The sequence below is a fragment of the Longitalea luteola genome, assembly GCF_017356035.1.
Classification (GTDB): domain Bacteria; phylum Bacteroidota; class Bacteroidia; order Chitinophagales; family Chitinophagaceae; genus Niastella; species Niastella luteola.
In genome coordinates this window covers 310256-323490 of record NZ_JAFIQX010000004.1, presented here as the reverse complement: position 1 = coordinate 323490, position 13235 = coordinate 310256, and the positions used below count along the sequence as shown (strand labels likewise).

At 45.9% G+C, this 13235-nt stretch carries 12 protein-coding genes; 11 read left to right on the top strand and 1 reads right to left on the bottom strand.

Annotated elements, in window-relative coordinates; translation table 11 throughout:
• Window positions 1–176 precede the first annotated feature (176 nt).
• Window positions 177–362: a hypothetical protein gene (locus JUB15_RS12750; protein WP_207512880.1), complete on the bottom strand. Its 186-nt coding sequence runs from the start codon at window positions 360–362 to the stop codon at window positions 177–179.
• A 29-nt stretch (window positions 363–391) separates the two neighbouring features.
• Between JUB15_RS12750 and JUB15_RS12745 the strand changes: the two genes are divergently transcribed.
• The 11 genes from JUB15_RS12745 to JUB15_RS12695 all read left to right on the top strand — a co-directional run bounded on the left by JUB15_RS12745 (window position 392) and on the right by JUB15_RS12695 (window position 13200).
• The gene (locus JUB15_RS12745; RefSeq protein ID WP_207512878.1) at window positions 392–1795 is read left to right on the top strand and encodes a PQQ-dependent sugar dehydrogenase; all 1404 of its coding nucleotides are present in this window, start codon (window positions 392–394) and stop codon (window positions 1793–1795) included.
• 356 nt (window positions 1796–2151) lie between these two features.
• Window positions 2152–2967, top strand: a complete 816-nt coding sequence (locus JUB15_RS12740; protein WP_207512877.1) for an AraC family transcriptional regulator — start codon at window positions 2152–2154, stop codon at window positions 2965–2967.
• Window positions 2968–3038: 71 nt separating this feature from the next.
• On the top strand, window positions 3039–3503 hold the full coding sequence (locus JUB15_RS12735; protein WP_207512876.1) for a VOC family protein: 465 nt from the start codon (window positions 3039–3041) through the stop codon (window positions 3501–3503).
• A 3-nt stretch (window positions 3504–3506) separates the two neighbouring features.
• A complete protein-coding gene (locus JUB15_RS12730; protein WP_207512871.1) occupies window positions 3507–4070 on the top strand; it encodes a Crp/Fnr family transcriptional regulator in 564 nt (187 codons plus the stop codon).
• A gap of 71 nt (window positions 4071–4141) precedes the next feature.
• The gene (locus JUB15_RS12725; RefSeq protein ID WP_207512870.1) at window positions 4142–4468 is read left to right on the top strand and encodes a DMT family transporter; all 327 of its coding nucleotides are present in this window, start codon (window positions 4142–4144) and stop codon (window positions 4466–4468) included.
• 76 nt (window positions 4469–4544) lie between these two features.
• On the top strand, window positions 4545–5354 hold the full coding sequence (locus JUB15_RS12720; RefSeq protein WP_207512868.1) for a helix-turn-helix domain-containing protein: 810 nt from the start codon (window positions 4545–4547) through the stop codon (window positions 5352–5354).
• Window positions 5355–5434: 80 nt separating this feature from the next.
• Window positions 5435–6169: a DUF8817 family protein gene (locus JUB15_RS12715; RefSeq protein WP_207512867.1), complete on the top strand. Its 735-nt coding sequence runs from the start codon at window positions 5435–5437 to the stop codon at window positions 6167–6169.
• A gap of 108 nt (window positions 6170–6277) precedes the next feature.
• Window positions 6278–8317, top strand: a complete 2040-nt coding sequence (locus tag JUB15_RS12710) for a GxGYxYP domain-containing protein (RefSeq protein ID WP_207512866.1) — start codon at window positions 6278–6280, stop codon at window positions 8315–8317.
• 193 nt (window positions 8318–8510) lie between these two features.
• Window positions 8511–11168, top strand: a complete 2658-nt coding sequence (locus tag JUB15_RS12705; RefSeq protein ID WP_207512865.1) for a T9SS type B sorting domain-containing protein — start codon at window positions 8511–8513, stop codon at window positions 11166–11168.
• Between the two features lie 218 nt (window positions 11169–11386).
• Window positions 11387–11995, top strand: coding sequence for an RNA polymerase sigma-70 factor (locus JUB15_RS12700; RefSeq protein ID WP_207512864.1), 609 nt, complete (start codon window positions 11387–11389; stop codon window positions 11993–11995).
• A 59-nt stretch (window positions 11996–12054) separates the two neighbouring features.
• Entirely contained in the window at window positions 12055–13200 is a 1146-nt protein-coding gene (locus tag JUB15_RS12695; protein ID WP_207512863.1) for a FecR family protein, read from the top strand.
• The last annotated feature ends 35 nt before the right edge of the window (window positions 13201–13235 follow it).

Here is a 13235-nt window from a genome sequence, read left to right as displayed (position 1 = left end):
TGGTAGAACTTTGAAAAAAAATATGTATTATCTTATAAAAAATAATATATATTTACAGTGAAATTGCTCTGATTCCCGATTCCAACATCTTCTGATAATCCTTTCTTCAATTGGTTGGGTGCTTAAAAACTATTCTTTCATTACAGTTGACTGACTATTCATTCCTAATCTACTTATCATCCATGTCCATATAGGAAAAACGCTTTGCTGGAAGCTTTATGTTTATCGGTATTATAGCGTTCCACTTTATGGTGTATACTGGTTACTATTACGCTTACCGTCCATTGTCCAATAGAAAAAACGTTACTCTGAAAGCCACTATAAAATGCTTTCATTAACTGGTGCGTGCCTGCTTGTTGCATTGTTTGTTAACCAACCAAAATTGTTTGTTATGAAAGTCAAAGTACCTACCGTAACCAATCGTAATTTTGAAACCATGAATTTATTTTGTGCATTATCTCTGGTATGTATTCTCATCTTATCGGGTTGTAAAAAACATGATGAAGACTCCGGCTCCGGAGGAAATGAAAAGAAAGTAGATCTACAGTTAGTTGCAGAAGATTTTGTTTCACCACTACAGGTTGTTTCTGCCCCCGGTACTAAAAATCTTTATATTCTTGACCAGGTTGGTAAAGTATGGATGATCGATAGTAGTGGTAAAAAATGGCCCACTCCTTTTCTGGATCTCAGCAGCAGAATTGCTCCGCTCTCATCTAACTATGATGAACGTGGGTTAATAGGCCTGGCCTTTCACCCCGATTTCAAAAGCAACTGTCGCTTTTATGTGTATTATCAACTTCCCCCACGTGCAGGCGGTCCGGTTCCAGGCGCTTCATGGAACAACCTCAGCCGCGTGTCACAGTTCAGGGCTAACTGTGATGAAAGAAGAACTGACATGAGCACTGAAAAAGTATTGCTTGAGTGGGACGATCCTCAAATGAATCACAACGGTGGCGCACTCGCTTTTGGCCCCGATGAATTCCTGTATATCGCCATTGGTGATGGCGGCGGCGCCAATGATACAGATCTCGGTCATGTTGATGACTGGTATTCCGGTAACAAAGGCGGTAATGCCCAGAATATTGAAGCCAACTTCTTTGGAAAGATCTTGCGCATCAATATTAAATCAAGCTCTCCTACAGGAACTCCTTACACTATTCCCACACAAAACCCATTCTTGAATGCGCCCGGTCTGGATGAGATCTATGCATATGGTTTTCGCAATCCATACCGGATGTCATTCGACATTGGCGGAGAGCATGGTCTAATTGTTAGCGATGCCGGCCAGGCATTATCAGAAGAAATAAACCTGGTTGAAAAAGGTCATAACTATGGTTGGAATGTAAGAGAAGGCAGGCATTGTTTCAACGCAGCCAACAATAAAGATATACCGGCCTCCTGTCCTACAGAAGACAACTTAGGTAATTCGTTGAGAGATCCGGTTATAGAAGTGAACAACTGGCAGAATCCTACAGGTGGTAAAGCCACTACCATCATCGGCGGACATGTATATCGCGGTCGTGCTATTGAAGGCTGGGATGGAAAGTATATTTTCGGAACATTCTCTCAATCACCCACCACACCTAACGGAGAACTTTTTATGGCAACAATGGGCGGATCAAACTGGGAGTATAAAGAAGTTTCAGTTAAAAACCATCCGAACGACCTGGGCTATTATATCAAAGGATTTGGCCAGGACAATGACGGCGAAGTGTATGTAACTGTTTCATCCAACGCTGGTCCCACAGGAAACACTGGTAAAGTATATAAGATCGTTCCTGCAACAGATAATTGATCAAGGGATGTTACTGACGTTCCGGTTTTTTCAATCTTGCTTTTTTTTTACAGCTAACAGTGAAAGATTAAATACCAATGGAGTAAAAGGGGGGAATTCAATATTTCCCCCTCTTTCCATTGGCTAATGCTGGTAGGTGATCGTTGCTTCGGTAGTTGGCTGCGGCCTGCTTTAAATCATCGTTTTCCTGGCCGGGGATGATCACCGCTTTCTACACCCGGTGTTGCCGGCTATGGCGCCCAATGGTAATTCGATAATTTGCTAATGTGATAATGCCTCTGGCTCAGGGAGGCTGATGACCGGCTGGCGTTTGTAGTGGCGAAAAATATTAATTATTTTTAGCCCATCGAACGCCCATGGAATTCTCATTAAACATCCGGCAATTGTACCGCCCCCTGCAACCAACGGTAAAACAAACAACAGAAAATGTATCCTATGTTGAAGTGGCGCCCGGCGAACAGTTGCTGCCTTATATTTATTGCTACTGGCAGCTAAAGACCGATAAAAGCCTGCAGGAACCATTTACCTACCGGGTTGTTGCCGATGGCTGTATTGATATTTATTTTGAACTGAACGCCCCATACGAAAATTATGTAATGGGCTTTTGTAAGAAATATACGGAGTTCCCTTTGCAAAACAGTTTTAACTACGTTGGCATCCGGTTCCTGCCCACCATGTTTCCCCAATTGTTCCAGGTAAATGCAAAAGCACTCAGTAACAGGTACCTGCACCTGAAAGCGGTGAATAATAAGTTATCGGCGTTCATTAGCAGCGCCTTCCATGGTAACCAGTCGCTCGACGTGATCGCAAGGCTATTGAACGATTACTTCATAAAACATATTTCTACCCTGTCATTCGCTGCCGACAATCGCCTGTACAACGCATTGGAAATAATTTTCCGCAACCAGGGCATGGTTGCGGTAGAAAAGGAGCTCGACACAGGCATAAGTGCAAGGCAGTTGCGCCGCCTGTTCGACTTCTACATTGGCGATACCGCCAAGACCTTTGCCAAGGTGGTGCGTTTTCAAAACATTCTGAATGCCAAACCTTCCACACAAAGCCTGCGAAACAACAAACTGTTTTTTGATGCCGGCTATTATGACCAGGCGCATTTTATCAGGGAGTTCAAAAATTTTTATGGAGTAACTCCCAGCAAAGCCTTCGGAAGATGAACTTGTCCGATTTGTACAATGATTTGCCTGCCAATAGCCGGAGATTTGGGGCGTAATCAATCTCATGAATTATGGTCCGTTTTATTTTGATCCTGGCATTGGCCGGTATAACGGCAGACACTTATGCCCAAACCCATTCATCATCTAAAAAAGCGAATGCAATGAAATTAAATGCAGGCATTGTAACCAGTAAATTGAAGGAAACAAAAGCTTTCTATACAGAGAAATTAGGCTTTGGCGTTACCTTTGAAAATGAATTTTATCTGTTAATGCATACGCCGGACAGGGGAGCAGAGATCAGTTTTTTGTTGCCCCATCATCCCAGTCAGCAGCCTTTATTCCATAAACCTTTTCCCGGGCAGGGAATGTACCTGACAATAGAGGTAGACGATGTGGATAAAATATATGCTGACCTAAAGAAGAAAGGGGCTGCCATAAAGATCGAACTCCGCGACGAACCCTGGGGCGACCGGCATTTTGCCATTGAAGACCCAAATGGCATTGGTATTGATATTGTAAAATATACGAAGCAATAATACATGACGCTGGATCAGATCATAGAACGAACGTATCAGCTTCCTGCCAGCTCCAGGGCGCAACTGGCGATGTATGTAACGGAGGTGAGTTACCCGAAATGTCATGTGCTGTTAAGGGCCGACCGGGTAGAATCCTATATGTATTTTATTAAAAAGGGAATTGCCCGCGCGTACACCAGGTTCGATGATAATGAAATTACATTCTGGTTTGGCAAGGAAGGTGATATGCTCGTTTCGCTGAAAAGTTTTGTAGATGATCAGAAAGGATATGAAACAATAGAACTGCTGGAAGACTGTGAACTGTATGTTATCGGCATCAGCAACCTGCGGGCGCTGTTTACCGAAGATATCCATATTGCCAACTGGGGAAGAAAGCTGGTTGAACAGGAGCTCATCAAAACGGAAGAAAGACTTATCTCCCGGTTATTTCAAACGGCTTCAGAAAGATATAAGGACTTACTGCAGCATAACCACGATCTGCTGAAACGGGTACAATTAGGGTATATTGCTTCCTACCTGGGCATTACCCAGGTAAGCCTGAGCAGGATAAGAGCTGAAATAAAATAGCCGTGGTTTTTATCATTTGTAAAATTTTAAGGACTTCTCATAACCGACCTTTGCAAAAAAAATAAAAAGCAATGAGTTGGTTTTTGTTGATAATAGCAGGGTTATTTGAAGTGGTATTTGCAACCTGCCTGGGAAAAGCGCAGGCAACGACCGGCAATACATCTATGCTCTGGTATGCGGGATTCTTTGTTTCGCTGTTCATCAGTATGTTCCTGTTAATGAAAGTAACACAAACCATTCCCATCGGCACCAGTTATGCGGTATGGACAGGCATTGGGGCTGCAGGCACTGCGCTCATCGGCATCTTTTTATTCAAAGATCCGGTCAGCTTCTGGCGGCTGTTCTTCCTCATTACACTTATTGGGTCTGTTGTTGGATTAAAAGCAGTTTCTCATTAAGATGCCGGCATTTTTGATAACATTTATAAAAAATTGATTAGAATTGGGTCTTCCAATCTAAATAATTAAACGGCTGATGTATAAGACCATTCTTCCAAACCTGATGCTCCGGCGCTATGTAGCCCGTTTCTGGGAAGGAGAACTGGTTATCGATCCTGGCCAGGTGCATACCCACCATGCCATCGCCAACCGGAAGCTGGAACTGCTGTTTTGTTTCGCGGGCGATTACGCCACATCAGATAACAATGGCGTGCCGATGCGTATTCCTACCATGGGCTTCTATGGTCAAACGAACACCAGTAAACAATTCGCGTCTGCGGCCACCGTAAACGGGTTCTTTGGGGTGCAGCTGTATGCACATGCATTGCCGCTGTTATTCAATATTCCCGCTACGGTTGTTACCAACCAGCAGATTGATGTGGTGGCCTTATTGGAAAGACCAGGCGCCGCCCTGGCCGATAAATTGTTGCATGCGATGAGTTTCGAAGAAAGGGTGCAGATCGTTTCCGGGTTTTTGGAAGCGCAACTGCATCGGGGCGCCTCGAAATATACCCGCCTGGAAAAACTGATCTTTTCGATTTATGAATCGAAACATTACCCTTCCATAAGTGAGTTGGTGAAAGAGGCGAATTTGTCGCCCCGCCAGTTTGAAAGACATTTTAAAGACCTTACCGGTTTTTCGGCCAAAACATTTTTCAAGCTGGCACGCTTTGAGCAGCTCATCGAGGTTTTAACGGGCGGTGCTAATACATCTCCTCAAAAGCTCACCGCCATTGCGCATGCGCTCGATTACTACGACCAGGCACATTTAAACCGCCATTTCAGGGAGTTTACGGGTTTGTCGCCATCGGCTTTCTTACAACAGCAGGCGATACAGGTGCAGTAGCAGGCAGAATGTCGTTTCGGTACAATTTCCGGCAGGAATAGTTCTTCAACTTTGCAGGCTACTACGCAAAAGCCCATAGTATGCCCGACCAACACACAAACCAGTATGCTATTCCTTTGCTGCCCTGTATGTCAATAAACCAGACAGAGGACTTTTACAAAGCCCTGGGAGCAGTTGTTACCTATAAGCAAAAGGTGCCGAACAATTACATCGCATTTAATATCTGGGACCTGGAACTGCATTTTTTTGCGCTGAAACAACAGCCTGATGCCAATTACAGCGGCTGCTATCTGATAGTTACCGAAATCGATCCTATCTATGAAGTTTGCCGGGCTTCTTTAAAATCGCTGTATGGCAAAGTGCCGTTGAAAGGTTATCCCCGGTTAAATCCGTTGAAAGACATACCGGCCTATGGCGTACGGCAATTTATTGTTGTTGATCCGAATGGCAACTATATCAGGGTAGGGCAGCGGATCGAAAAAACGAACAGCCTTGTCTTCCCTGAAAAAGATAAACCTGCTGTGACAGGCACACCCCTGGCCAAAGTGTATGAGTTAGGAAGCCGGCTGGCTGATGCTCATGGGGATTTTGAAACGGCTGCCAAAGTGCTTGACAAGGCGCTGTTGACTGCCGCTACCAATGATCCACTGAACCTGCTTAAAGTACTCATCCTTCGGGCAGATATTGCAGCAAGGCTTGCCGACGCCAACCGGTTCAATGAATTGATGGCCGCTGCGGAGAAACAGCTATTGACGCTGCCTGTTGAAGATACCATAGAACAACGGCGACTGCTTGATGAATTAAAGAATATATAGAAAAAAGCACCGATAGAATGATTTTCGGCTGAATTCTTTTTAGCATTTTCTTGCTTTTGCTAAACGCCGAAATTCGTTGTATTCACGGTTAACATTAAACTTTTTTCTATGAACCAAACGCTTGCTTTATCCCGGATGAAAGCAGCCTGGCTATTGCCGCTGCTTCAATTCTTTATTCTTCCAGCAATGGCCCAGATCACGTGGCCCTCTTCACAACTCCTTCCTTCGTTCCCCGCGCCTGCAACAACGCAGGACCATATAGTGCTTCGGGAAACGTCTTCCCACTGGGAAGCCGAAGGACCGGCACTAAGCCATAATACCGGCCGGCCTGAATCAGATGGCTGGCTTTGCCAGACCAGCATCGATGCCCCGAACCAACATATGATCTATGGTCCCTATGATGCCAGTATTCCCGCAGGTCCCAATGTGGCGGAATTCAGAATGAAGGTTGATAATAACACCGCCAATAACGACTCTGTAGTAGACATTGACGTTAGAAACGCCACTACCGGGCAAACACTGGCATTCCGGACGATCACCCGGCGTGAATTTCCGGTGGCATCGAACTATGTAAGTTTCACCCTGCCCTTTACGATGCCGGCTGCCAATCAATCCATAGAGCTGCGCGTCTTCTGGCGGGGCACTTCTTATACAAAAGTAGATTGGGTAGCGGTGCAGCAAAACGCATCTTCTGCCGAAATGTATCTTTTCGCTTCCCTGAAAGGCATTGTAAACAGAACAAAACCACGCATCTTCTCGTATGAAGGCGATGCGTTTGCCGAAGGGCCATTCACTTGGTTGCAATCATTAGGGCTGAGTTATACCGAACACGCCGATAAATGGAGCCTGATCAGCAAATACAGGAGCGAGATCGCCGGCCTGATCGTATATGATCCGGCGCAGATGCATACCGTGAACCTGGCTACTGTGCTGGCTAAGAACAGGAAAGCGCTCATCGCTTCACCATTATTGTTATCCCGTTTAACAGCTGCCCCTTATAATTTACCGGTATTGCTCGATCTGCGGGGGCAATTCACCAGTAAACTGCAGGTATATCAAACCCTGTACAATACCTACTGGCCCAGCCTTGATCGCCGCTTGTTGATCGGCTTAAATCCTGATGTGCATAAAGCTGCCTTACGGGAATATGCAACAGCACTGGGCGCCGCCGTTATATGGCTCGATCCGAATGTGGCTGCAGAAAGTACCCTGCTTAACAGTTTCTTAAATTCCATGCCGGCCGGTTCCAATTATATGGGCTGGTGGCCTGAAGAAGCACCGGGTGTTCAACGGGCATCGCAATATGGTATCGCTACCATTGCCAGTGACTGGTGCAGCAACCTGACCATTCACAGCGGCACTTCCAGAACAGTGACGGTAAAACCAGCTCCGCCAAAGCCTGCCTTGCAGAACAAGATCTATGTGGCCTTTATATTAAGTGATGGCGATAACCTCCAATACGTAGAGCACCTCATGCGAAAGCTTTGGAATAATCCTGATCGTGGTTCTGTACCCATCGGCTGGACACTGTCGCCGGCTATGCTGGATGCCATGCCCGGTGCGCTTAACTTCTATTACCAAACGGCCACCGATAACGACAACCTTATTTCTGGTCCATCGGGGTATGGTTACGTATATCCCAACAGCTTTCCCAACCAGCAACGGTTGAACCAGTTTGTTGCCAGGACCGAAGATTACAATCGCCGCGCCGGTTTCAGGGTGATCACCATCTGGAATACGATCACCGGCGGCATAAATCAGAATGTGGGACAAAGCTTTGCTACCTATGCACCATCCCTGCTTGGCCTCACAGCACAGAATACCGGCGGCGGGCTGACCATTTATAATAACAGTCTGCCCGGTATGGCGCTTTCCTGCAATTATTGTACAGGTGAACAGGCCATGAAAGATCATATTGCATCAGCGGCTGCTGGCTGGAACGGCAGTTCGCCCCGGTTCATCATCATTCAGGCACAACCGTGGACAGATGTGAAACCATCCAATTTCAAGAACGTGGCCAATTCCCTGAATGCCGATTATGTGGTGGTACGGCCCGATCATATTTTTCAATTGATCAGGGAAGCCAATGGCCTGCCGGTTGATGCTTCACCCAATGGATGCAGGTTCAACCCGATAACAAAAAAGTAAATTAATTTATATACGTAAATCAGTAAACGTTTTTATCATATAATGACCGGGTCAGGTTCTCGATAAGATGAATGAATGTTAAGCCGGGTAATTGATTATCTGTATTGGTTTTAAAAAATAAACTGTATGTATATTCGTTCATACATCATCTTATGTTGAATCCCTGACCCGGCCTATGCAACGTTTTGGTTTTTTGGTATTACTCCAACTGTTAATATGTCCTGAGCTCACTGCCCAGAAGCAGGGAAATATCTGGTATTTCGGCCGGAATGCAGGAGTTAGCTTCAATTCCGGTGCACCCGTGGCGCTTACGGATGGCGTTATTAACCAGAGTGAAGGCTGTGCATCTATTGCAGACGAAAATGGCCAGTTGCTGTTCTATACCGATGGTTCGCAGGTATGGAACCGCAATCATGCAGTTATGCCCAATGGCAGCGGATTGCGCGGCCAGAACATCTCGGCACAATCGGCCATTGTAGTTCCCATGCCTCAAAATAAGAACCTGTATTATGTATTTACTATTGGTGACTGGACCAACACTTCTGCTGGTTATGGGCTGAATTATTCTGTCGTTGATATGTCACGCAATAACGGGTTGGGCGATGTAACCATCAAGAACAGCCTGTTGTTCGAAAATGCGCGGGAACAGGTTACGGCTGTACATCATAGCAATTGCCAGGACGTATGGATCATTACGCATGAGAAGGGGAATAACAACCGGTTCCATGCTTTTTTGCTGACGGCTGCCGGCATAACGCCCACAGCCGTAACATCAGCTGTTGGTATGACCTATCATGGAGGCAACCGCTATGGCTATTTAAAAGCGTCGCATGACGGTAAAAAGCTCTGTTCAACGCTGGGTTATGCCAATACGCCTACTACGTCACCCACAGTAGAATTGTATGACTTTGATAACCTGACCGGCCAGGTCTCAAATGCTGTTACCCTTGCCCTGCATAATGCAATCCGGGATGCATACGCTTCTGAATTTTCACCCGACAATACAAAGTTATATGTGGTAGCATTTAGCGGCTCCTTTATTTATCAATACGACGTTTCATTAGGTTCGGCTGCTGCGATCCTGGCTTCCCGGCAAAGTGTTGGCACCGGTACCAGCATAAAAGCCTGTGTGCAGTTAGGACCCGATAAAAAGATCTATGTATCCCGGTCTGCTAATGGCTACCTGGGAGTGATCAACAATCCTAATAATGCCGGCGCGCTTTGCAATTATGTAGATAATGGCGTTTACCTGGGCGGCAGGAACGGCGCCCTGGGTTTGCCTAATTTTAACGCCCTCTATTTTTCCTATCCCGATCTCGGACCAGACTCAACACTCTGTATCGGTAATACATTGCCGTTAGATGTTTCAGGTTTGGGCAGCACGTCGTACCTGTGGCAGGATGGATCAACATCGCCGGCATTTACCGTAACACAACCCGGCTGGCATTGGGTAGAAGTGACGAGTACCAGCGGCTGCCGCAAAAGAGATTCGGTGAATATTCAATACACTTCTCTGCAGGTATCGCTGGGAAACGATACTGTTCTGTGCGATGGCAACAATCTGTTGCTTGATCTGGCATCCGTTTCGGCGGATAGTTATCTATGGCAGGATGGAACTACCGGTTCCAGCTACACCGTTTCTTTGCCGGGTACTTATTCCGTACAGGTAAAAAAAGGGGGTTGCAATGCAACAGATAACATCCTCGTCAGTACCGGCGTGTCGCCAACACCTGACCTGGGGAAAGACACGGCTATATGTAACGGCGCTTCGCTGCAGTTGGATGCTACAGCTGCCGGCATTCAAACATACACCTGGCAGGACGGATCGATACAACCTACATTTACTATAAACCAGACCGGGCAGTACTGGGTGGAAGTGGCTGACCCCGCCGGCTGCCGGAAAAGAGATACAATAAATGTATCGTATACAAACCTGTCGCTGGAATTGGGTAACGATACCACTTTATGTAATGGAAGCTATTTATTGCTGAATGCAGCTTCAAGCGCTGGTGATAGCTATCTGTGGCAGGATGGTACGCTCCAGCCTTCTTACACCATAACCCAGCCCGGCAAATATTGGGTTGAAATCAATAAAAGCAACTGCACGACAGCTGATACTATTAACGTAGTGTATTCGTTTGTACCCACATTTTCATTAGGCAACGATACAACGATCTGTAATGGGACTGCCTTGCCATTGAATGTACTGGTGACAGGCAGCCATCAATACACCTGGCAGGATGGATCCGCGGGAAATACCTATACCGTATCGCAGCCCGGCCAGTATTGGGTACAGGTTGCAAATAATGGTTGTGTTCGTGCTGATACCATTCAGGTTTCGCTGAAGGCGCTGCCTACAGTAGAATTGGGACGGGATACTGCTCTTTGTGATGGTGCATCAATTATACTGAATGCATCTGTTGCAATGCCGGCCAGCTGGCAATGGCAGGATGGCGCTGTAATGCCAACTTATAATGTCACCAGATCAGGAAAATACCGGGTTGAAGTTGCCAGTACCTGTGGAATAGTGGCCGATTCGGTGCTTGTGCAATTTTATAATTGTGATTGCCAGATTAAACTGCCAAATGCCTTTACGCCGGATGGGAACGGCCGCAATGACCAGTTTAAACCGGTTATGGAGGCGGGCTGCCGGTTCAGCGAATACCGGCTCACTATTTTCAACCGCTGGGGCGAAAAAGTATTTGAATCTACCAATCCCGCAACTGGCTGGAATGGCCTATACAAATATGAGCGCGCCATGGCCGGTGGTTATGCCTATATGCTGCAATACAGAACCCCGGATCGCAATGTTGTTGAAAAGCGGTCGGGTGTCGTGATGTTGCTGCGATGATCCCATCAATCCCGGCTGACTCCAGAAATATATATATTGCTGATCATGAATTTCTTACGCAACCTGCGCCCAAACTGTTTTTTGTCAGGAATACCCTTTTTCAGTTAATTTGTTACATTAGCCAGATAAAGCTGCACAGGATTTAGCAGGATGCGGCATTTTACAGCTGTGTTTGTCTGGTATGTAACATTTAACCCTTTAGCCAAAAGTGCTTGCGAATGAATTTTAAGTCCCCGGAGAATAAACCTGAAGGTGCGTCTGCCGGCCATGTCCGGTTCGATGATGCTTCCTTTGAGGAATTCTTCAAGAAGCACTTTCTTCCCCTCTGTGCATTCTGTCAGTTCAGGTATGGGCTCGACCTCGATATGGCCAAGGAAATGGTTCACTCAGGCTTCATTAAATTATGGGATGCGCGCGATAACCTGGCGCCGGGTGTTTCTCCCCGGAATTATTTGTACAAGATCATTTCCAACAATATCCTAGACAATCTAAAGCACCGGAAGATCAGGCAGCAGTATGTTCAGTTCATGTTGCAATCAGTAGCTGAAGACGACCCGGCCAATGGGTTTAACAATGTGGATGTAAAACAGCTGCAGGCAGCCATTGATACCGCTATTGGCGAACTGCCCGAACAAATGCGCCGCATATTTGAAATGAGCCGGTTCGAAGGACTGAAATATAGTGAGATCGCCGACCGGATGAATATCTCCGTAAAAACCGTGGAAACGCAGATCAGCCGGGCGCTGGCAAAACTGCGCGAAAAGCTGGCCAGCTGGCTTTCTTTCGGCATTATCTTATTGGCTTTCATTTTACTGTTAAATAAATAATATTTTTTTTATTTCACGGTAAGGGTAATTCTTTTTCCAGTCGTATCAATAATAAGTGCATGGAAAGTAATAATCAAATAAATGAGCTGATAGGCAGATTCCTGACGAATAACCTGAGTGAAGAAGAACATTCGACCATTGTTGAATGGATCAATGCCAATGAAGAGAACCGGCGCTACTTTATAAATTATATGAACACCTGGCAGCTTACTTCCGTAAAGCTTACAGCACAGGTAAACGAGGACGAAGAATGGGATCTTTTCAAACAAACTGTAGCGGCAAGAGACGCAAACCTTATTTCTATTAATGAGAACACGCTATCTGAAGATGCGTTTACAGGAAAAGCGCAGGAGCGGAAAGCGGTTATTTACCGGAAGATGACAAGGGTGGCCACTGCGGCTGCGGTGCTGCTGGCTATTGGTTTGGGCTGGATCTATTTTTCCAAAAAAGATCAGCCGCCTGCTGTGGTTACGAATACAGCGGCGAAAGATACGGTAGCAACGCTTGTGCAGCGTGAAGTGAATACGAGTGGAAAAGAAAAAAGCATTACACTGGCCGATGGTTCCATGATCGTTCTGTTCAATAACAGTGAGGTCATTTACGAAGCGCCGTTCAATAAACGGCATATCCGGCTCACCGGTAAAGCTTTTTTTAAGGTGGCCAAAGACACAACACGGCCATTCACGGTAGAAAGCGGTGCTATTGCCACCACTGCACTGGGAACAGAGTTCACTGTTTCGGCCTTTGCCAAAGAGCGGCAGTTGTCGGTTCGTTTATATGATGGAAAGGTGGTGATCAAAGCCGTGGATAAAACGACCAGTTTAATAAAACACGATGTTTTTCTGATGCCGGGGCAGGAATTCATTTATGGGCCTTATTCCACTGCGATACGAACATTCAGGGCCGACAGCCAGAAACCGAACATGCGAAAGAACAGTTCAGCGGCGGTTGATAACCCTTCATTACCGGTAAATGCCAAAGGCAGCTGGCATATGTATAATAACCAGCCATTGTCCCAGGTGCTCGATCACCTGGCAGCTACCTACAAAGTAATGATCGTGTACGAGGCTAAGGATGTGCAGCAGAAATATTTTGTAGGGCAGTTTAAAACAACAGATTCAATAGAGGTGATCTTAAAATTGATAACCAAAGCTAACAAACTGAAATATACCAGAGAGGACAGTACCTACATTATTCATCAATAGGTATTCCCATTCAGTTATTGTAATTAAATAAGTAG

Excerpts from the sequence above, each read along its gene's own strand:
- JUB15_RS12710 (WP_207512866.1), top strand. The coding sequence starts at position 6,278 with ATGAACCAAACGCTTGCTTTATCCCGGATGAAAGCAGCCTGGCTATTG.
- JUB15_RS12715 (WP_207512867.1), top strand. The coding sequence starts at position 5,435 with ATGCCCGACCAACACACAAACCAGTATGCTATTCCTTTGCTGCCCTGT.
- JUB15_RS12700 (WP_207512864.1), top strand. The coding sequence starts at position 11,387 with ATGAATTTTAAGTCCCCGGAGAATAAACCTGAAGGTGCGTCTGCCGGC.
- JUB15_RS12695 (WP_207512863.1), top strand. The coding sequence starts at position 12,055 with ATGGAAAGTAATAATCAAATAAATGAGCTGATAGGCAGATTCCTGACG.
- JUB15_RS12720 (WP_207512868.1), top strand. The coding sequence starts at position 4,545 with ATGTATAAGACCATTCTTCCAAACCTGATGCTCCGGCGCTATGTAGCC.
- JUB15_RS12735 (WP_207512876.1), top strand. The coding sequence starts at position 3,039 with ATGGTCCGTTTTATTTTGATCCTGGCATTGGCCGGTATAACGGCAGAC.
- JUB15_RS12745 (WP_207512878.1), top strand. The coding sequence starts at position 392 with ATGAAAGTCAAAGTACCTACCGTAACCAATCGTAATTTTGAAACCATG.
- JUB15_RS12750 (WP_207512880.1), bottom strand. The coding sequence starts at position 362 with ATGCAACAAGCAGGCACGCACCAGTTAATGAAAGCATTTTATAGTGGC.
- JUB15_RS12740 (WP_207512877.1), top strand. The coding sequence starts at position 2,152 with ATGGAATTCTCATTAAACATCCGGCAATTGTACCGCCCCCTGCAACCA.
- JUB15_RS12725 (WP_207512870.1), top strand. The coding sequence starts at position 4,142 with ATGAGTTGGTTTTTGTTGATAATAGCAGGGTTATTTGAAGTGGTATTT.
- JUB15_RS12730 (WP_207512871.1), top strand. The coding sequence starts at position 3,507 with ATGACGCTGGATCAGATCATAGAACGAACGTATCAGCTTCCTGCCAGC.